This is a genomic window from Fontibacterium abundans (SeqCode) (assembly GCF_965235095.1).
GTDB classification, from domain to species: Bacteria; Pseudomonadota; Alphaproteobacteria; order Pelagibacterales; family Pelagibacteraceae; genus Fontibacterium; species Fontibacterium abundans.
Genome location: NZ_OZ249405.1, coordinates 50,289 through 70,732, shown reverse-complemented (window position 1 = coordinate 70,732; position 20,444 = coordinate 50,289). Strand labels below are relative to the sequence as shown.

Annotated in this window: 20 protein-coding genes; 8 read left to right on the top strand and 12 right to left on the bottom strand. The window is 31.2% G+C overall.

What is annotated here, in order from left to right; translation table 11 throughout:
• The first annotated feature begins 109 nt into the window (after positions 1 to 109).
• From AC8GER_RS00375 to AC8GER_RS00365, 3 genes are read left to right on the top strand one after another with little or no spacing between them, the layout of a single operon-like run.
• Positions 110 to 661, top strand: a complete 552-nt coding sequence (locus AC8GER_RS00375; RefSeq protein ID WP_506598007.1) for a YeeE/YedE thiosulfate transporter family protein — start codon at positions 110 to 112, stop codon at positions 659 to 661.
• Positions 662 to 663: 2 nt separating this feature from the next.
• Positions 664 to 1,194 (top strand): YeeE/YedE thiosulfate transporter family protein, encoded by a 531-nt coding sequence (locus tag AC8GER_RS00370; RefSeq protein ID WP_506598006.1) that lies wholly within the window; start codon positions 664 to 666, stop codon positions 1,192 to 1,194.
• A 25-nt stretch (positions 1,195 to 1,219) separates the two neighbouring features.
• Positions 1,220 to 1,405 carry a YgaP family membrane protein gene (locus AC8GER_RS00365; RefSeq protein ID WP_506598005.1) on the top strand — a complete coding sequence of 62 codons (186 nt, stop codon included), beginning with the start codon at positions 1,220 to 1,222 and terminating at the stop codon, positions 1,403 to 1,405.
• A gap of 7 nt (positions 1,406 to 1,412) precedes the next feature.
• Here AC8GER_RS00365 and AC8GER_RS00360 read toward each other — a convergent pair whose 3' ends face one another.
• From AC8GER_RS00360 to AC8GER_RS00345, 4 genes are all read right to left on the bottom strand, one after another.
• Positions 1,413 to 2,162 carry an enoyl-CoA hydratase/isomerase family protein gene (locus AC8GER_RS00360; RefSeq protein ID WP_506598004.1) on the bottom strand — a complete coding sequence of 250 codons (750 nt, stop codon included), beginning with the start codon at positions 2,160 to 2,162 and terminating at the stop codon, positions 1,413 to 1,415.
• A gap of 8 nt (positions 2,163 to 2,170) precedes the next feature.
• Positions 2,171 to 3,367: an acetyl-CoA C-acetyltransferase gene (locus tag AC8GER_RS00355; RefSeq protein WP_506598003.1), complete on the bottom strand. Its 1,197-nt coding sequence runs from the start codon at positions 3,365 to 3,367 to the stop codon at positions 2,171 to 2,173.
• Between the two features lie 24 nt (positions 3,368 to 3,391).
• Positions 3,392 to 4,114 carry an acetoacetyl-CoA reductase gene (gene phbB / locus AC8GER_RS00350; protein WP_506598002.1) on the bottom strand — a complete coding sequence of 241 codons (723 nt, stop codon included), beginning with the start codon at positions 4,112 to 4,114 and terminating at the stop codon, positions 3,392 to 3,394.
• 151 nt (positions 4,115 to 4,265) lie between these two features.
• Positions 4,266 to 4,721, bottom strand: coding sequence for a phasin family protein (locus AC8GER_RS00345; protein WP_029792924.1), 456 nt, complete (start codon positions 4,719 to 4,721; stop codon positions 4,266 to 4,268).
• Positions 4,722 to 4,915: 194 nt separating this feature from the next.
• On the opposite strand from AC8GER_RS00345, the gene AC8GER_RS00340 reads away from it, so the two are divergent.
• Together AC8GER_RS00340 and AC8GER_RS00335 are read left to right on the top strand one after the other, a co-directional pair.
• Entirely contained in the window at positions 4,916 to 6,781 is a 1,866-nt protein-coding gene (locus tag AC8GER_RS00340; RefSeq protein WP_506598001.1) for a PHA/PHB synthase family protein, read from the top strand.
• Positions 6,778 to 7,251, top strand: coding sequence for a polyhydroxyalkanoate synthesis regulator DNA-binding domain-containing protein (locus AC8GER_RS00335; protein ID WP_506598000.1), 474 nt, complete (start codon positions 6,778 to 6,780; stop codon positions 7,249 to 7,251). Before AC8GER_RS00340 ends, AC8GER_RS00335 begins: the two co-directional genes overlap by 4 nt.
• A 1-nt stretch (position 7,252) precedes the next feature.
• On the opposite strand, the gene AC8GER_RS00330 is transcribed toward AC8GER_RS00335, so the two are convergent.
• The 3 genes from AC8GER_RS00330 to AC8GER_RS00320 are packed head-to-tail and all read right to left on the bottom strand — an operon-like array spanning position 7,253 to position 11,403.
• Entirely contained in the window at positions 7,253 to 8,218 is a 966-nt protein-coding gene (locus AC8GER_RS00330) for an NAD(P)/FAD-dependent oxidoreductase (RefSeq protein ID WP_506597999.1), read from the bottom strand.
• Positions 8,219 to 8,237: 19 nt separating this feature from the next.
• Positions 8,238 to 10,754 carry an ABC transporter permease gene (locus AC8GER_RS00325; RefSeq protein ID WP_506597998.1) on the bottom strand — a complete coding sequence of 839 codons (2,517 nt, stop codon included), beginning with the start codon at positions 10,752 to 10,754 and terminating at the stop codon, positions 8,238 to 8,240.
• Entirely contained in the window at positions 10,738 to 11,403 is a 666-nt protein-coding gene (locus AC8GER_RS00320) for an ABC transporter ATP-binding protein (RefSeq protein WP_029166892.1), read from the bottom strand. The genes AC8GER_RS00325 and AC8GER_RS00320 overlap by 17 nt, the downstream gene beginning before the upstream one ends.
• On the opposite strand from AC8GER_RS00320, the gene AC8GER_RS00315 reads away from it, so the two are divergent.
• On the top strand, positions 11,402 to 12,016 hold the full coding sequence (locus AC8GER_RS00315; protein WP_506597997.1) for an arylesterase: 615 nt from the start codon (positions 11,402 to 11,404) through the stop codon (positions 12,014 to 12,016). The two genes, AC8GER_RS00320 and AC8GER_RS00315, sit on opposite strands and share 2 nt — an antisense overlap.
• A 1-nt stretch (position 12,017) precedes the next feature.
• Here the strand turns inward: AC8GER_RS00315 and AC8GER_RS00310 are convergent, their stop codons facing one another.
• Positions 12,018 to 13,454 carry a protein adenylyltransferase SelO gene (locus AC8GER_RS00310; RefSeq protein ID WP_506597996.1) on the bottom strand — a complete coding sequence of 479 codons (1,437 nt, stop codon included), beginning with the start codon at positions 13,452 to 13,454 and terminating at the stop codon, positions 12,018 to 12,020.
• 50 nt (positions 13,455 to 13,504) lie between these two features.
• Here AC8GER_RS00310 and AC8GER_RS00305 point away from each other — a divergent pair, with 50 nt between their 5' ends.
• Positions 13,505 to 14,125: a DsbA family oxidoreductase gene (locus AC8GER_RS00305; protein WP_506597995.1), complete on the top strand. Its 621-nt coding sequence runs from the start codon at positions 13,505 to 13,507 to the stop codon at positions 14,123 to 14,125.
• On the opposite strand, the gene AC8GER_RS00300 is transcribed toward AC8GER_RS00305, so the two are convergent.
• From AC8GER_RS00300 to AC8GER_RS00290, 3 genes are all read right to left on the bottom strand, one after another.
• A complete protein-coding gene (locus AC8GER_RS00300) occupies positions 14,122 to 14,811 on the bottom strand; it encodes a 3'-5' exonuclease (protein WP_506597994.1) in 690 nt (229 codons plus the stop codon). The genes AC8GER_RS00305 and AC8GER_RS00300 overlap by 4 nt on opposite strands.
• On the bottom strand, positions 14,795 to 16,207 hold the full coding sequence (locus AC8GER_RS00295) for a DUF294 nucleotidyltransferase-like domain-containing protein (RefSeq protein ID WP_506597993.1): 1,413 nt from the start codon (positions 16,205 to 16,207) through the stop codon (positions 14,795 to 14,797). The genes AC8GER_RS00300 and AC8GER_RS00295 overlap by 17 nt, the downstream gene beginning before the upstream one ends.
• Positions 16,208 to 16,397: 190 nt before the next feature.
• Complete coding sequence (locus AC8GER_RS00290) at positions 16,398 to 16,577, bottom strand: hypothetical protein (protein WP_506597992.1); 180 nt, start codon at positions 16,575 to 16,577, stop codon at positions 16,398 to 16,400.
• Positions 16,578 to 16,681: 104 nt separating this feature from the next.
• Here AC8GER_RS00290 and AC8GER_RS00285 point away from each other — a divergent pair, with 104 nt between their 5' ends.
• Positions 16,682 to 17,794, top strand: coding sequence for a lipid A deacylase LpxR family protein (locus AC8GER_RS00285; RefSeq protein ID WP_506597991.1), 1,113 nt, complete (start codon positions 16,682 to 16,684; stop codon positions 17,792 to 17,794).
• Here the strand turns inward: AC8GER_RS00285 and clpB are convergent.
• Positions 17,791 to 20,379 (bottom strand): ATP-dependent chaperone ClpB, encoded by a 2,589-nt coding sequence (gene clpB, locus AC8GER_RS00280; protein ID WP_506597990.1) that lies wholly within the window; start codon positions 20,377 to 20,379, stop codon positions 17,791 to 17,793. The genes AC8GER_RS00285 and clpB overlap by 4 nt on opposite strands.
• Positions 20,380 to 20,444: the final 65 nt, after the last annotated feature.

Sequence of the window (20,444 nt, the reverse complement as noted above, 5' to 3'; positions counted from 1 at the left end):
CATTCGATAGAATAAAGTCAATGAATGCTATTTTTTAAACGCACAAAAATTATGCGTTAATTTGTTCTTTGTGAAAGATTTAAAATGAGAGTAGTCACATAGCATCTTTATGAAAATTAACATTCCAGAAGTTAAAGAAAAAAATAAAGGCTGGAATCCTTATGTCGCTGGAATTTATCTTGGCTTACTTGCAATCGCATCAGTTTATTTAACAACAACCCTTTTAGGAAAAAGTACATACCTTGGTGCTTCAACAACATTTGTTCGAGCTGCAGGATTTTTATTTCAAACTATTGATCCTGAGCATGTGGCTGAAAATATTTATTATGCCAAAGAAAAAGTTAAATTAGACTGGCAATTTTTTGTGATCATTGGCGTATTGATTGGCGCTTTCATTTCATCAAAATTAGATAAAAGTTTTAAATTAGAATCTGTACCTCCAGTATGGAAACAAAAATTTGGTGGCTCTGTTGTTAAAAGAGCAATCTTCTCTGTGCTTGGTGGAATTGTTGCAATGATTGGAGCAAGACTTGCTGATGGTTGTCCAAGCGGACACGGTTTGAGCGGAATGATGCAACTTTCATTAAGTTCATTTTTTGCAATGGCAATGTTTTTTGGATTTGGAATATTAGTTGCTAACTTTATTTACAAAAAATTATAATTATGACTATTGAACAAATTTTAGGACTTTTAACTGGTGTCGCTTTTGGTTTCATATTACAGCGCGCTCGAGTATTGCGTTATGAAAAACAAATTGGTGCGATGTTACTTCAGGATATGACAATTTTAAAATTTATGTTGTCATCCATTCTTGTTGGCATGTGTGGAATTTTACTTCTTCAAGATATGGGAATTATTACATTAGCTCACAAATCAATGAACTTTGGTGGTGTGTTAATTGGTGGAGCTTTATTTGGAATAGGTTGGGCAGTAATGGGGTTTTGTCCTGGAACATCTGTGGGTGCAATTGGTGAAGGAAGATGGCACGCTGCATTTGGTGCTTTGGGAATGATTATTGGTGCTGCAATTTATGCTGAAATTTATCCGTTCTTAAAAAATACAGTTTTATCTTGGGCTGACATAGGCAAAGTTGGAGTTGCTGATATCCTTGGCGCTTCCCATTGGATGGTTGTAATTGTCTTTACATTTGCTGTATTATTTTTATTTAAATGGTTTGAAAAAAAGAAACTTTAAAATTTAAATTAACAAAAGAGATAATATGAGAATAAACATTGGTAGCATTGATAGAGTTTCTAGAATTGTTATTGGAGTTGTAATTTTAACTCTAACTGCTTTAAATATTATTAGTGCTTGGGGATGGCTTGCAATTGGATTTATCGTAAGCGGAGTTTTTAAATTTTGCCCTGCCTACTCTTTTTTAGGCATACATACTCGTAAGAAATAATTTAAAACTATTTCCACTCAGGCTTTGTTTTTTCAAAAAAACTTTTTATACCAATGTATTTATTTTCACCATCAAGAAGCTTATAAAAAGTTTGTCTTTCATCTTTTAACGAAGCGTCTTTATTAATTAATCTTTTAATTTCAACTAGACTTGAAAGAGGTTTTTCCGAAATTGATTTTAATATTTTCATTGCGCCTTCTTTAAATTCCTCAGCTTTTAAAACAACGCTAACAAAGCCTGTATTGTGGGCCTGTTGTGCTGAAATAATCTCACCCGTCATACATAAATAATTTGCATTATATTTTCCTGCAGATCTTTTAAGTCTTTGTGTGCCCCCAATTCCAGGAATTAGTCCTAGATTAACTTCCGGTTGTCCAAATTTTGCATTCTCAGATGCAATAATAAAATCACAAATGAGTGCAAGTTCCATCCCGCCTCCTAAAGCATAGCCTTCAACTAAAGCAATAACTGGTTTTTTAATATTATAGATTTCATCAAAGGCATCGAAAAGCTTTTGCTCTGCAGCTTTATTTTTTGTCAAATTTTGAAGTTCTTTAATATCAGCGCCTGGTGAGAATAGTTTTTGATTACCTTCAATAGCAATACATTTGATGGCATTATCCTGATCAAAGTTTTGTAGTGCTTTTAAAATTTCTTTTGACGTTTCGATATCTAAAGAATTTTTTTCAGTAACTCTATCAATTTGAACATAGCCAATAGCTTGTTCAGATCTTACTTTAATGTTTTTAAATTCCATTAAAGAAACTATTTGTGATCAATAAAATTACGTTCAATACACATTGCAATTCCCATTCCGCCACCAATACAAAGTGTAGCAAGTCCTCTCTTTGAATGAGATTTAATCATTTCGTGAATTAACGTTGTTAAAATTCGAGCCCCCGATGCACCAATTGGATGACCGATTGCAATTGCACCACCATTCACATTTACTTTATCAGCAGTCCAACCCATTTCTTTATTCACTGCAATTGCTTGTGCGGCGAATGCTTCGTTTGCTTCAATTAAATCTAATTCATCTTCACCCCAACCTGCTTTTTTTAGCGCAAGCTTTGATGCTGGAATTGGACCTGTTCCCATAATAGTTGGATCAACTCCACACTGTGCCCATGATACAATTTTTGCAAGAGGTTCTATGCCTCTAGCTTTTGCAGTTTTTCCTGACATCAAACAAAGTGCAGCGGCGCCATCATTAAGTCCTGATGCATTTCCTGCTGTCACCGTTCCGTCTTTTTTAAAAGCTGGTTTTAAGTTTGCAAGTTTTTCAACTGTCGTGCCATCTTTTGGATATTCATCTCTGTCAAATACCACATCTTCTTTTTTCATTTTTACAGTGATGGGTACGATTTCATCTTTAAATTTTTTTGCTTTAATTGCATCAATTGCTTTTCTTTGTGATGCTGCTGCAAAAGTATCTTGGTCTTGTCGTGTAATTTGATATTTTTGTGCAACATTTTCTGCAGTAACTCCCATGTGATATTGATTATAAATATCCCAAAGACCGTCGATGATCATTGAGTCTTGTATTTTACCATCACCCATCTTGATTCCATTTCGAAGATTAATAAAATGAGGTGAGTTACTCATACTTTCTTGTCCACCTGCGATAATAATATTTCCATCACCACACTTGATCGAATTATAAGCCAGTGCAACAGATGCAAGTCCTGAACCACAAACTTGATTGATTGTGGTTGCAGTTTTATCTGCTGGAATTCCTGCATGGATTGCTGCTTGTCGCGCTGGATTTTGTCCAGCACCTGCTGTTAAAACTTGTCCCATATAGACCATATCAACGTCTTCAGGTTTAATTTCAGAATTTTCTATAGATTTTTTAATTACGTGAGCACCTAATTGTGCAGCTGTTAAAGATGACAGTGATCCTCCAAAAGAACCAACCGCTGTACGCACCGCACTAGTTATGACTATATCGTTATCATTCATTATATTTATTTTTCCTTTTTATTATTACTGCATGTACTGGCCACCATTAATTGAAAAGGTAGCGCCTGTAATGAAGCCTGCTTTATCACTAACTAAATAACTTGCCAAGGCAGCAATTTCTGTAGGCTCTGCTAATCTTCCAACTGGAATTTGAGATACGATTCCCTTTAAAATTGCAGGATCAATCTTTTTAACCATATCAGTGCCAACGTAACCTGGTGCTATAACATTAATTGTTATTCCTTTATTTGCATTCTCTAATGCAAGTGCTTTTGAGAAACCAATGATACCCGCTTTTGCTGCTGAATAGTTTGTTTGTCCAACCTGTCCTTTTAATCCATTAATTGAACTTAAAGATACAATTCTACCAAAATTTTTAGCTCGCATTTTTTCAATTACATTTCGGCAAATATTAAAAAGAGAATTTAGATTTGTATTAATAACTGCATTCCATTCCTCTGGTGCCATTTTATGCAAGAAACGATCTTTGGTAATTCCGGCATTATTGATAACGATTTCAACGTCGCCATATTTTTTTTCAATTTCAACAATTGCAGACTTGCAGCTTTCAAAATAAGCCACATCAAATTTGAAAACTTCTATTCCGGTTAGTTTGGTAAATTCTTGAGCTGGTTCATCTCTGCCAACATAAGTGCAAACAACTTTAAAACCATCCTCTTTTAATTTTTTTGCAATTGCAGCACCTATTCCTCTTGTGCCACCTGTGACTAAAGCAACTTTGGACATTCTTTGACCCCCAATGAATTAAATATGAGGAAAATTATACTAAAGAGGTTTTTAAATTACTAGGGAGATTTTGGAGTATTTTAGAGAGGTTTGGCCTAAATAAGGGGATATATAAGAACCAAACCTTCTAAATTTTGTTTAAAAACTAATATTAGTTTTTAACTGAAGCTTTTTTACCTTCGTCTTCGATAACTTTTTTGATTTCTGTTAAACCTTCTAAAAGTCTTTTATTAAGAATTTCAAAAGATTCTTTTGCAGTTTTTTCTGCAATTTTAGAGAAATCAGTAGCAATATTTTGAGCTTCAACGATTGATTCTTGGATCAATTCGATAGATTTGCCAGCTGATTGCTGAGGGTTTCCCTTAGCTAATTCAGAAGTAGCATCTTTAGCGCTAGAAATAGCTTTGTTAAGTACTTCTATTTGCTTTTTAGCAAGCGCATTGTAGCCTTCAAATAATACTTTAGATGCATTAGCAAATGTTTCTAAAGTTTTTTTCTGAGCATTGATTAAATTTTCAGAATTACCATCTACTGTTGGTACTTTAAGAGCTGCTAACATCTTTTGAAAATCAAAGAATTCAAAAGGGTTGTTTATGTTGTTCATCATTATTACTCCTTGTTTATTTAATAGATTGCATATATGTTGCACTGCAATATATTTCAAGTGATTAAACGCTAATTTTAGTTAAATTATTGATTTTAATGGCTTTTTTCTTTTGCGTTTGCAATATTTATATATTGCATAAGCACATATAGGTTGTTGCTCTCAGGATAATTATTAGGCTATTATTAGAAACTTAAATGACAAAAAAAGAAAAAGATAAGCAGCCTGATAAGATTAATTTTGAGGATCTAAGTAGTGTATTTGAAAACAATCTGAAAATTTATAATCAGTATGTAGACTCATTTAAAAATTTAGGAACAATTCAAAATAACTTCCCTTCTTTCAACACTAACAACCAAAATAGTAACAATTTTACTATCAACGATTTATCTAATTTAATTGCTCCAACAATGAACAAGATGATGGAGTCATTTAAAAATTTTCAAACAGGCATTCAGCAAAATCCAAATATTTACTTTGATCAGTTAAATAAATGGATTTCACAAATTGCAAATTTAAACTTCTATTTTGTAACTCGTGCATCAGGGGGCATGGCAAATCCCATCGTGTTCGAAGAAAAAACTGATAAAAGATTCTCCAATGAGGAGTGGAAATCAAACTTATTTTTTGATTTTATTAAACAATTTTATTTAATTACCTCAAATTTTTTAAATAATTTAATTGAGAATGTAGAGTTTAAAGATCCAAAAGATAAACGTTTAATGCAATTTTATTTAAAACAATTAAACAGCGCGTTATCTCCGTCAAATTTTGCTTTTACAAATCCAGAAGTTTTAAAAAAAACTGTTGATGAAAAAGGAAATAATTTAGCAAAAGGTTATGAAAATTATAAAAAGGATTATGAAAAACATCCTAATAAGCTTTTTATTCAACAATCTAAAGCTGGTGAATTTGAAATTGGTAAAAATTTAGCGACAACAAAAGGCAAAGTTATATTTAAAAATAATCTATTTGAACTCATTCAATACGATTGCTCAACTGATCAACAGTATGCAAAACCGATGTTGGTAATTCCTCCGTTTATTAACAAATATTACATTATGGATCTAAATGATAAAAAATCCATGATGAAATATTTAATTGATAAAAAGTTTAACACTTTTTTAATCTCATGGAAAAATCCAGATGCAAGCTCAAGAAACGTTTCCTTTAAAGAATATATTGAAGATGGAGTATTGGAGGCTTTAAGAGTTACTTGTGAAAAGACAGGATCTAATGCCGCAAATATTGCTTCATATTGTGTTGGCGGAACTTTAGCATCGCTGGCTCTTGCTTATTTAAAAGTTATTCCAAATAAATATAAAATTTCTACTGCCACTTATTTTGCAAGCTTAATTGACTTTGAAGATCCAGGAGAGATTGGAATTTTTATTACTGAAGAACAAATTACAAGTATTGAGCAACAAATGAAAAAAACTGGATACTTTGATGGCAAGGACATGGCTGCTGCATTTAATTTTTTAAGGCCTGCTGATTTGTACTGGAATTATGTAGTTAACAACTACTTACTTGGCAATGAGCCTACCGCTTTTGATATGTTGCACTGGAATTCTGACTCCACACGACTTCCAGAAAAAATGCACTCTGAATATTTACGCTGCATGTACTTAAATAATTTAATTGTAAAAAATAAATATAAAATTGGTGATGTAGAAATTGATCTATCTAAGATTGATACACCGATGTTTTCCGTTGCAACCACAGAAGATCATATCGCTCCTTGGCGATCTGTATATCAAGGATTAAATGCATATAATTCACACATTAATTTTGTCTTATCAAACTCAGGACATATTGCTGGTATCATTCAAGGAACTGAGAACAAGCCTGGAAAGCTTCACTTTTACACAAAGAAATTTGAAAAAGGTAAAACTCAAGATGAATGGTTTAATAGTACAAAAAAAGTTGAAGGTTCATGGTGGCCAATTTGGATTTCATGGCTTGCAGTGAACTCGGGCGAATTTAAAAAACCTTCAGAACTTAATGCAACAAACTTTGAAGTGCTGTATGAAGCTCCAGGACAATATGTAAAACAATCATGATAGAAATTAAAAAATATTCAAATCGCAGATTATATAATACTGAAACTAGCGCTTATATTACTTTAGACGATATCGTAACTTTAATCAAAAAAGAGTTAGATTTTAAAGTAGTAGATGTAGACACTCAAACTGACATTACGTCGAGTATCTTAACACAGATTATATTAGAGAAAGAAAATGCTGGGATAAATTTAATTCCATCTCATATTTTAAAACAAATTATTTTATTTAATGAAAATAAAAAAAATAACATGATGTTTGATTTTTTAAATACTACTATGAATTCTGCTAATTCTAATAATATCTTTGCAAAAAATTTTCCAAATTTTGCAGATTTTAATTTTTTCAACTTTGGACAAAAAAATGAAACTAAAAATCCAGCTCCAAAACAAGAAAAAAATATGGATGATTTAATGACTCAAATAGACAAACTAAAAAAAGAAGTCGAAGAAATTAAAAGTCAAAAATAATTTAAATTAAGTTAGCTAAATATTTTGCGTTAAAAAAGGCGCTCTCAGCATTATTTCCTGAAAACCAATCACCACAAATACCAAGCCTTAGATCTTTATCCCAATAACAATTAGGAGCTGCTGTATTTAGATTATAAGCATAAAGCCAACCATGAATATCACTATAATGTATTTGGTCTTTGCTAATATTTATTTTCAATTTATTAGAAAAATTTTTTAATGTTTCATCAATTAAAGTTTTTTTATTATTACGGTAGTTCATTATGTTTTTGATTGAATATTTCAGTGAGGATTGAATAGTCCACAATTCTAAATCTTTATTAATTAAATCTTTCTTTTTAGTATTCTCATTTGCAGCAAAACCTAAAACATCATCATTTTCAAAACTAATAGCACTTAAATCAAGGTTTAGACTTTTGTTTAAAGCAACCATCACTGTAAGATTTGGCTGCATTGAAAAATTAAACTTTGAGAAATAATTTTCACTAAATTGTTTGGTTAAATTATAGGCTTGCTGAAAAGGCGCTGTGATAATGACTGTTTTATATTGTTCTTGTGTATCGTCTTTAAAAGTTAACTGTAAATAATCTGATTTTTTTTCAATACTTTTTAATTCTTTATTTACAAATATATTTTCATTATTTTTAAATAAATTTTTTACTAATGTACTGTTACCGTTTTCATGAATAATTCTCTCTTTATCTTCATCATTTTTAAGTTGGTTATTTTCAAATATTTTAAAGTTTCCTTTCCAAACGCTATAATCGTTTAACATCTTCTTAAATTCAGAACTTGGGCTCTTAATATATTGAAGACCGTGATCAAATAACCCAACATTTTCAACTCTTCGAGTTGAACAACGTCCTCCTGCGCCTCTAGATTTTTCGTAAATATCTAAATCTTTTTTTATAAAATAAGAAAGCGATGCAGCTGAAAATCCAGCGCCAATTATTGCAATGTTTTTCATTAATAATTAAATCTTAGAATTATTCATTTCTAACTAATGGATAAACTTTTGGACTTAAAAATCTATAGTTGTTAAACAAAATCAATACAATTGTAAGGATGCCGATTAATAATAAAACTAACGCAGAATTAATAATTTCTAAGCTCCAACTTAATCTAAAGATTGTTTCAATTACAAAATAAGAAACACCAACTGAAAACAGTAAAGCAATAAAAACAATTGAAAAGAATGTAATTAAAAATTCAATAACGCTTGCTGAAATTAAATTATTTGTATTTATACCTAAAATTTTAAAGATTAAATTCTGATAAATACCAAGTCTTGCCTGAACAATAACTGCAGATGAAATAACCATTAATCCAATGATAACGGCAACGGATGATATCACGGTTACTGCTATAAATATTTTATTAACGATCTCTGTAATCTTTCCAAGATAATTAGAAACTTTAATAGCTGAAATATTTTTAAAGTTTTGTAAAAAAGTTCCCTCTTTAAAATTAATAGCACTACTAAATTTTGCAGTTGCGATATATTCGTGTGGAATGTTGACTGCAAATTTTGGATTAATGAGAATTACGAAATTTATAGATAAATCTCGATAATCAACTTTTCTAAAGTTTACAACTTTTCCCTCAACGTCTCTCCCGTAAATTTTCAAACTCATACTATCATTAAGTTTAATGTTTAAATCTTTTGCAACTTTAGCATCTAAAGAAATTTGCATTTCCTTAGAATTGTTATCAAACCACATTCCTTCAGTAATTGGATTATCTTTTGGAGGTGCATCAGACCAAGATATTCTTCTGTCTCTTTCTAAAACCCAATATGAATCATTAGTCGATTTAATATACGTTAAAGGATCTTTTTTATTTATCTTGGTTACTGATGCTGAAACAATTGGCATCATATCGATTAAAGTATTGGGGTCATTATTTTTAAGATACTTAACAAATTTATCTTTTTCTGTGTCCTGAACGCTGACAAAAAAATAATCGGGTGCTATTTCAGGTATTGATTTTTCAACTTCTTTTTTAAAATTATAACCAACTAAAGTTAACGATAATAATAAAGTAACCCCTAATCCTAAAGATAAAACTGTAATTGGAAAAATTGTTTTAGGATTTGTTATATTTTTAACTGCAAGTCGCAGTGGTAAAAAATCTATAAATTTAATTTTTCTTAAATAAAAAATAATAATTCTAGATAAGGCATAAAGCGTAAGGCAAATAAGAAAAAATATAAAAAAATATCCTACAGTATAAAGAGGTTTTTGACTGTCTAATGCGAATAAAAGAATAAGTCCAATTATTGATAAAATAATTAAAGAAATATTTTTTTTATTAAAATAAAAATCACAAGCTTGAAATACATTTCTAAATAAACTGCTAGGTTTGATTTGTTGAATTGCTGAAATTGTTGGCAGACAAAAAATAACAACTACTAAAAATCCACTTAAAAATACTTTGAGAAAATTCTTTAAAACAAACTCACTATGAACAGCTATTCCTAAGGTTTTTGATAGAAAAACATTAACAACGGGAACGCTTAAAACTGCTAATAAATAAGAGAGAATTGAGATTGAAAAAAGTACGGTAAAAATTTCAAAATAGAATATTTTTTTAATCGTGCTTGAAGTAAAGCCAAGCGATTTCATAATAGCAATGCTAATATTTTTTTGATTAATAAAAGAAATAAGTGTGTTTGAAATGCCGATTCCTGCAATCAACATTGCACTAATAGAAACTAAAGAAAGAAACTGAGAAAAATTATCAATTAGTTTTTTTAAATTATTTGATGAATTTTCAGGAAAACGAACACTATACGAAGGGTATTTTTTAGTAAGATTTGTTACCTGATCTTTAATATTTAAAGATTCATTGTACGCTTTAAGCCTGTACTCATAATTTATAAAACTACCTAAAGTATTTATATTTAATTTTAAAAATGAATTAGTACTAACAATTGCAAAATCACCAAACAGCAGTGCTCTACCAAGGTCTGGCACAGTTTCAACGTAGCCAACTACTTTAAATAGTGACTGCTTTATATAAACAACATCATTAGTTTTTAGATTTAATGTCTCGAAGATTTTTTTATTAACTACAATACTATTAGGAGTTTTTTGTAATAAATTTAAAGCGTCTTTAGGAAAAGACTCTACATTGCCATATAGAGGATATTTATCATCTACCGCTTTTAATCTAATAAAAAAGGTTTTTGCATTCTGCTTTTTAGAATCTGCAAGCATTGTACTAAATTCAACTGTTGACGATACATCGCCAAGTTTTTTTAGCTGATTTAAATATTCATCATTTACTTTTTCATTTCGAGTATTAATTTCAAGATCACCCCCTAATAATATTTTAGCATTAGAGTTGAGTTCTTTTTTTAGAGAGTATTCGAGACTAATGATGATGCTTAAAACAAATAAACTTATGAATAGTGTAAAAATAATAGTCGAAATTTTCTTATAACTTCTTGTAAGGTCTCGAATTGAATATTTAAAATCTTGAAAATTAAATAATTTTTCCATCTTTAATTTCAATAATTCTATCGCACTCTTTTGCAAGCATTTGATCGTGCGTCACAAGAACAAGACTTGAGCCATTTTGTTTACAATACTTAAATAGTAAACTCATAATTAATTTTGAATTTTCACTATCTAAATTCCCACTTGGTTCATCAGCTAAAATAAGTTTTGGATTTAAAACAATGGATCTTGCAATAGCAACTCGTTGTTGTTCGCCTCCTGATAATTGACTTGGAAAATGATTGATACGATCCTTTAATCCAAATTGTTCTAACAGTTCCATTGATTTCTTTTTCGCATCTGGAACCTTGTTAATCTCTAGTACTAAAGAAACATTCTCTAATGCTGTATAATTTGGAATTAAATAAAAAGACTGAAACACGATCCCAATTTTTCTCTTTCTGATATCTGCTAATCGGTCTTCGGAATATTGACTTATATCTTCACCTTCAAATATTATTTTACCGGAATTGGGTCGCTCAAGGCCCGCGATTAACATAATTAAACTTGTCTTTCCGGAACCACTTTTTCCGACAATAGCCACAGACTCGTTACTATTTATCTTTAAACTAACGCCTCGAATAACTTCAACTGCGGTACTTTCCGTTTTGTAATTTAAATGAATATCTTGTAACTCTAATAAATCAGACATGAAAAAATTTTTATCAATATTTTTTTTTCTCTTCTTCTTCATATTTAAATCTGAAGCTTTTGCAAGAATGCAAATTGTTCTCTTTGGCGACAGTTTAATGGCGGGTTATGGTCTTTCTAAGCCATATCATTTGTCTGAAGTTTTAAAATTGGAACTAAAGAATCTTAAAGTTGAAAGTGAAGTTATTAATGCAAGCGTAAGTGGAGATACAACGCGTGGTGGCCTTAATCGTATTCAATGGACTCTACAAGATAAAGCAGACCTTATTGTATTAGGTTTAGGAGCGAATGATATGTTGAGAGGAATTGAACCAAAAGAAATTAAAGAAAATTTAAATCAAATAATAAAGAGTATCAAAAACAAGAATATACCCATTGTTCTTGCTGGATTTGTTGCGCCTGAGAGTTATGCAAAAAATTATAAGGAATCTTTTGACGATATTTATAAAGCTCTTTCAAAAGAATATAATTTAACGCTTATGCCTTTTTTATTAGAGGGGGTTGTTTTAAATCCGAAATTAAATATTGAAGATGGAAAACATCCAAATGCCGAGGGTGTAAAAATAATTGCTAAAAATCTTGCCCCTTATATTTTAAAGGAAATCAAAAAATAATCTAAGTTCCGCAAAAAGTTTTATATTTTTTTTCATTATCTGGAGCTGGCTGTTGATACAGCGTCAAGTCACCACGTTCCGTATAAGGATCTTTAAGAGCATTCAAAAGATTGTTTAAGGATAATAAATTTCCTTTATGCGCTTCTTTTAAAGACTCTTCTACTTTATGATTTCTTGGGATCACCACAGGATTATTTTTTCTCATTAAAGTTAATACTTCTTGTTTGTCTCTATTTTGCTTATCAATTCTAATTTTCCATTTACTATAAAAATCTTTTAGATTTTCATTTGCAATATTTTCATTCATTAAATCTCTAAAAGTATTTGTGTAATCTAATTTATTTTTCTCCATTACATCTAATAACTCTTTAATTAAGACTGCATCTTCAGGTTCATCGGTAATAAGACCTAATTTTTTCTTCATCATTTCATGAAATTTTTTTTCATATTTTTCGTTAAAGCTTTCAATAATTTCCTCACCCACTTCAATTGCTTTATTTTGATCTTCATCAAGAAGAGGCAGAATAGCATCTGTAAGTCGGGCTAAATTCCACTGTGCAATGATGGGCTGATTCCCAAATGCATATCGACCATGATGATCGATGGAACTGAAAACAGTTTTAGGATCATAATGATCCATAAATGCACACGGTCCAAAATCAATACTTTCGCCGGAAATTGCCATGTTATCGGTATTCATTACACCATGAATAAAACCAACGCGCATCCAATCAGTAATTAAATCTATTTGTCTTTCCATAACTAATTTTAAAAATTCTGGCGCTTGTTTATCTAAATCTTTTATTTCAGGGTAATGACGGTTAACTGAATACTGTAAAAGTTTTTTAAGAGTTGTGAGATCTTTTTTAATTGCAACATATTCAAAAGTACCAACACGGATATGACTTTCTGCAACTCTTGTTAAAATAGCGCCTGGCAACACCGTTTCTCGCATGACATTTTCTCCCGTCGTTGCAACGGCAAGACTTCGAGTTGTTCTAATATTTAAATGATACATGGCCTCACTAATAATATATTCACGCAACATTGGACCGAGTGCAGCTTTACCATCGCCCCCTCTTGAATAAGGAGTTCTGCCTGAACCTTTAAATTGAATATCGTATCTTTGGCTTGTTGGAGTGATGTGTTCGCCTAAAACAATAGCGCGACCATCTCCTAAAACAACTAAATGACCAAACTGATGACCCGCATAAGCCTGCGCAATAGGATCGGATCCTTTTGGAATTTCGTTTCCTGTAAATAATTGTGCTAACTCTTCGTTATTTAATGAAGAAAAATCAAGACCCAGCTGCTTAGCGAGCTCATAATTTACAATTACAATTTTTGGACTTTTTACTTTAGTTGGCAATATTCTCGACATCATGTTCTGAGAAAATTGTGTATAGCTGTTGTCGAATTTCCAACCAATATTTTCCATTAATTTTTAATGAGTCGAGTTTGTTAATTTTTATATTATAAATTGATAACATGAAAATTAAGATCTTCTTAGATACTATTTGTGGCTGGTGCTACATCGGTCATAAAAGACTATTTAACGCTTTAGCAGAATTTAAAGATAGAAAATTTGAAGTTGAATATGCTCCTTTTTTGCTCAACCCTGATATGCCTTTAGCTGGAATTAAGAGATCAGATTATTTAGTGATGAAATTCGGTAGCAAAGAAAATGCACAACCTATGTATGATCGTATGACTGAACAAGCAAAGTCTGAAAAATTAAACTTTAAATTAAATGATATTCAAATAACTCCAAGTACTATTCTCTCACATATCTTAATCGATCTTAGCAAAGGAATGAAGGAACAAAATTCTATTGTTGAAAATATTTTCAAAACTTATTTTATTGCCGCAGGTAACATTGGAGATCCTGAAAATCTTATTACAATCGGTGTTAAAAATGGTTTAAAAAAAGAAATCATAAAAAAAGCTTTCGAATCTAAGAAAAAAAGAGATGAGATATTAGAAAAAAATCAGCTTGCTTATACCATGGGAATAACAGGTGCACCTTTGGTAATGTTTAATGATCAAGTCGCTGTGCAGGGGGCCGAGAATAAAGATTCGATAATAGAGAAAATTAAAAGATTTAATTAGTGAATTTTATTAAAGTCTTTCATTAAAATTTGAATCTGTTTTCCTTGTTGGCAAAGGTGCAAAATGCCACCGATAGTAGTTACATTTTTTTTACTCGCCTCTTCTAATAAGTGTAAAAATAATCTTGCGGTAATAACAGAGTCTCCAAGAGCTGAGTGTCGCGTTTGATCTTCAGTTTGAATTTTTAAAGTCTCACATAAAAATGATAATTCATAACTATTAAAGTGCGGATATATTCCTGCTGCTAGATAAATAGTATCAATCGTCACAATGTTTTTAACTCTGTGAGCGATCGTGGTATAAGGTGCACTTTTGATAATAAATTTAATATCAAAATTAAGATTGTGACCAACCAGCACAGTTTTTTCTAAAAAATTATAAATTTTATAATCTAATTCTTTAAGTGCTGGTTTATTTTGTACTTGCTCTTGAGTGATGTGATGAATTTCAATTGAACGCTCTGATATTTGACACTCTGGATTAACAAGCTCATCTAAAATTTCATTTGTAATTTTAAGATTTTTAATTTTAGTAGCTGCAATGGATACAATTCGATGTCCTTCATTTACATCGAGACCTGTAGTTTCGGTATCAAGAACAACAAATATTGATTCTTGAGTTGTGATCATTTTATGTCGATTAATATTTACAAAATAAGCTTTAATATTATTAAAAATATTCTTCACTAATATCTCCTCTCACTCTTATCTTGAGTTCGTTAATTTTCTTTAAATACATCTTAAGCAAATCCTTTTCTCGCTCTAAAAGCTTCTTTGGATCAATGAAACTTTTAATTGGCTTTCCTTCCTTAACTGATGCCACCTGATCTTTGAGTAGAATGTAGGTTAAAAATCTATGCGCATTTTGAAAAAAGTCAGCCTCGTCGTTTGTAAATACATTCTTTTTAGTCAGCTCCTCAATTCTTGCAGCCGTTGTGTTTTTATTAACACGATGTTTAATTGAGTAAATTCTAACCGATTCAACAAGGGGGAGCGTTCCAGCACCTTTTAGATTTAATAATCCTTTATTTTCTTTGTCGTTCTTTTCAAGTTTAAAGCCACCAAAAAATGTAAGTCCTGCTCGTCTACCTTCTTCATTTTTAAATAAAAATTTTAAAATTTTATTATTAACTAACTTATCAAAGATAAATTTTCTAAGTTCATCTGCAAGTTCGGGTTTACCGTAGACTGATCTAAAATCATAAAGCATGTCGACATAAATTAAATTTTGCTCATTAAAATTAGTAATCCAATTTTGCACCTGCTCTTTCCATTCGGGTAAACTTTTTCTCCACATAGGATTTGTCGCCATTAAATTTCCCTTACAAAATGTAATTCCTGCAGTATCTAAAGATTTTGTAAATTCTTTTGCGAGTTCTTCAAAATATAAATCTACTTTTTTTGGATCTTCTGTTTTGCTAGGTTCATAAATAATGCCATTATCTTGATCAGGTTGTAAGAAACTTTCCATTCGTCCCCCAGATCCCATTACTAAAACACTAAAATTTGGAATTTCTTTAATGATATTTTTTTCTTTTATTTTCTTTTCTGCGATTCTAATGGAGCGTCTATAGATAACGTTATTTAAAAAGCTTAATAAATAACTAATGTCGTTAGATGAAATTTTTTCATCTAATAATCTTGCTGCAAGATGAACTTGTTGTTTTTTAATTTGAATTAAACTACGTTCATCATATTCATCAAAGGTCATCTTATCAATCTCTTGAGTAACTGCGCCAAGTTCAGCGGCTAATGCTTTATGTGCATGAATAATTCCAACTACTTCATAGTTCATATTAATCACTGGTAAATGACGAAGATTATTTTTTCTCATTTTACCGACGGCATGGAATAAAAGATCGTCCTCGTAAACGAAGATTACGGGCGATGTCATCAGATCTGAAACTTTTATACTTGGATCAGAAATAAAAGTTACTTTTCGGACAATATCTTGCTCGGTAATAATACCTGCAAGCTTATTGTCTTTTTTTATTAAAATAGTTGATTTTTTTTGTTGCTGTAAATCTTTAATAGTTTCTGAAATCGAAACGTTAACATCAACATAAATATAATCTGCCGACATATAGTCAGAGATTTTTTTGATAAATAGTTCAACGCTATTAGACCGAGTTGGCATAGACAGTTAAACGTCAGTATATCGGATTTTAAATATTTAAGAAGAAGCCTGAGTCAAAAGCTTTCTTTTAAGGCTTAAAAATTAAGCCTTATTCTTATTTAAGAATGCTAATTCGTCGTTTGAGTACGGAGCCATATTATTTACCAAATCCATAAGTAAGCACAAACATTGCAATCGGCAAACTTAATACTGCCGCTACAATAGCTACTACACCTATGATCGCTGTTATATCTTCAGCTGTTCGCTGAGACATAGCCAGAGTTGGAAAACTTTGGTTTCCGTTAGCTAGTTTTATTTTTTGTATTTTTGTTTTCATGCGTCTTATATAGAGACCAAATGTAATAAATTCATGAACTATTTGTGTCTTAATTGTGAAAAGTGTATTAAATTTTTTTTACAATAAGAAATATTTAATTTTAGATGCGACATTCAATACTTTTTCTATTCTTTTTTTTATTTACAACGCCATTATTTGCAAACTGCAAACCTGATGAGCAAGTAAGCTTTCGAAGCTATAACTTTAGAATAGAAAACGATTACTTTAATAATGAGGACTCTAATTACACAAGTGGCGTGATTTTATCTGGGGTGACTCATGATTTTAAAGGCGATGTAAAGAATGAGTGCTTGCCAGTTATTAATCGTCTACACGGCAGTCTTCTATCTTTTATAGATGCTGGTCTTTTTAAGAAACAAGACGACTATTCAAAAAATATCTACTTTAATGGTTCGCAGTTAATGTACACACCGGTTGATGATAAAACACCAACGGTTGTTAAAGATGATAGACCTTATGCTGGTATCTTGTCATTGGCAGTTGGTGTGAACGAAAGACATAGAAATAAATTTGATAGTACGCAAGTTTTAGATACGAAAGAATTAACCCTTGGTATTATAGGTCCAGCCTCATTTGCAAGACAAACTCAAAACTTTGCCCATGATAGATTTGATGTTTACAGAGCTCAAGGCTGGGACAATCAATTAAGCAATGAACCTGCTGTGATGTTGTTGATTGAGAAAAAAATTAAATCAGATCTTCAGCAAAATACTTACACGCCAGGGATTTCAAAAGACTTAATAAGATTTTATGGACTTAGACTTGGAAACATTGAAACATCTTTAAATGTTGGTTTAGAGGGGAGATATGGTCTGAATATTCCAAATGATTTTGGCAGTACTCCATCTTATCCTGGTTGTGATAACACAGCTCCATCATCTGGAAGTTCTGAGGCTTGCACTGATACAGGGGAATTGATGCTTCCTATTCCACTAGGTGCACATTTATTTGCACTCGCAGAATTAAAAGGAGTTGCTTATGATTTTTCTTTAGATGGTAATATTTTTGGCAGCAACCATCACGTGCATAAAAAACCTGTTGTGGGTCTTGTTGCAATTGGAGTGAATTCTTTAATTCCAATTACTGGAAACAAAAATTTAAAATTAACACTAACGCAATATTTTCAATCAAAAGAATTTAAAGAGCAGAAAACTGCTGATAAATATGTTTCTTTTACTGTGGGCTTAGATTTTTAATTAATAGCGAATACTTTATTATTTAAAACTAATTGATCTTCATCCACATCAATTTTAATCGCATCCAATTTTTTATCTTTCATATCCAGGATTAAATTTGCAATTGGATTTTGGATATATTTTTGTATCGCTCTTTTTAAGGGTCTAGCACCATATTCTTGGTCAAACCCTTTATCCACTAACCACTCTAAAGCTTTATCAGTGATCGAAAAAGTTAAGTTTTTATCTTTTAAGATATTTTTCAAGTTATTTACTTGGATCTTAACGATCTCTTTAATCTCTTCTTTTTGAAGTCTATCGAAGACAATGATGTCATCTAATCTATTTACAAACTCAGGTCTGAAAGATTTTTTAACAACTTCCAATACTTTTTCCTTCGTTCTTTCATCTAATTTTTCACTTTTATTGGCTTGAATAAATTCTGAACCAAGATTGGATGTTAAAATAATGATCGTATTTTTAAAATCAACAACTCTACCCTGGCCATCTGTTAATCTTCCATCATCTAGAATTTGAAGGAAAATATTAAATACATCTGGATGAGCTTTTTCAACTTCATCAAATAAAATCACTTGGTAAGGTCTACGTCTTACAGCTTCTGTTAAAGCGCCACCTTGATCGTAACCCACATATCCTGGAGGGGCTCCAATTAATCTGCTGACAGAGTGTTTTTCCATATACTCCGACATATCAATTCTGATCATTGCATTTTGGTCGTCGAATAAGAATGATGCAAGCGCTTTGCTTAATTCAGTTTTACCAACTCCTGTAGGTCCTAGGAAAAGGAATGAACCAATTGGTCTATTTGGATCTTGAATTCCAGCTTTTGATCTTCTAACTGCATTACTTACAGAAGTGATTGCCTCTTTTTGACCAATCACTTTAGTTGAAATTACCTTCTCCATCGATAAAACTTTTTGTCTTTCACCTTCTAATAATTTATCGATTTGAATTCCTGTCCATTTAGAAACTACAGCTGCGATTTCATTTTCGCCCACTTCTTTATTCAGGGTTTTATATTGGCCAACTGCTGCTTTATCCTGTTCTTTTAATTTCTTTTCTAATTCAGGAAGTTTGCCATACATAATTTCGCTTGCTTTTGTAAGGTCACCTTTCTTTTGATAATTATTTAACAAAACTCTATTACGTTCAATTTCTTCTTTAATTTTTTGAACAGATTGAATTTGATTTTTTTCTTTTGCCCACACTTCTGTAAGAGATGCTGACTTTTTATCTAATTCAGCAATTTTTTCATTAAGTTCTTTTAATCTAATTTTTGAAAGTGAATCGTCTTCTTTTTTTAAAGCTTCTCTTTCTATTTTAAACTGGATAGCTTTTCTATCGATCTCATCAATATTTTCCGGTTTTGAATCTATTTCCATTCGAAGCTTACTTGATGCTTCATCCATTAAATCGATTGCTTTATCTGGTAAAAATCTGTCCGTAATATAACGATTGGAAAGTACGGCAGCTGAAACAAGTGCATTATCTGAAATGTGTACTCCATGGTGCATTTCATATTTTTCTTTAAGACCTCTTAGAATTGAAATGGTGTCTTCAACAGACGGCTGCGTTACAAACACCGGCTGAAATCTTCTGGTTAACGCTGCATCTTTTTCTACATACTTTCTATATTCTGCAAGTGTTGTCGCTCCTATACAATGCAGCTCTCCTCTTGCAAGTGCTGGCTTTAACATATTCGATGCATCCATAGATCCATCTCCTGCACCCGCGCCAACTAAAGTGTGCATCTCATCAATAAATACGATCACCTCGCCTTGTTGAGCTGTAATCTCTTTAAGAACTGCTTTTAATCTTTCTTCAAATTCTCCTCTAAATTTTGCACCTGCAATTAACAAACCTAAATCCAATGCTAATAATTTTTTACCTTTTAAACTTTCTGGAACGTCATCATTAATAATTCTAAGCGCAAGTCCTTCAACGATGGCCGTTTTGCCAACGCCTGGTTCACCAATTAATACTGGGTTATTTTTAGTTCTTCTTGAAAGAACTTGAATAGCACGTCTAATTTCCTCATCACGACCAATCACCGGATCTAATTTTCCATTTCTCGCTTTTTCCGTAATATCAATTGTATATTTCTTTAAAGATTCATAATTTGCATCATCGTTTGCATTGGTTACTTTTTGACCTTTACGCATTGTCTCAAGTACAGATTTAAATTTGCTTAAATTAAATCCACTATTTTGTAATAATTTTAATAAGTTTTTATCTGTTTGAAGTATTGCTTCTAGTATGTTCTCAACTGGAACATATTCATCACCTTTTTGTTTTGAAATCTTTTTAGCCTCTTCAATAGTAACAATAAATTCTTTTGATGCACTAATTCCAGCTGTGTTACCAGTGACTGCTGGAAACTTTTTCAACTCTTTTTCGATAGATGATTTTATAGATTTTAAATCTAATCCTGCTGGCGCAAGCAATAATGATGCAGTATCATCATCTTCGATAATACCACTTAATAAATGTACTGGGTGCAATAACTGATGATTTTGCATCATCGCTAAAACCTGCGCGGAATTTAATATTTCTTTTGATCGTTCTGTAAATTTATTTAGATCCATACATAATATATGGTTATAATTTTCTCAGTTTCAATGTTGGTTAATGAAATAAAAATTTTTATTGA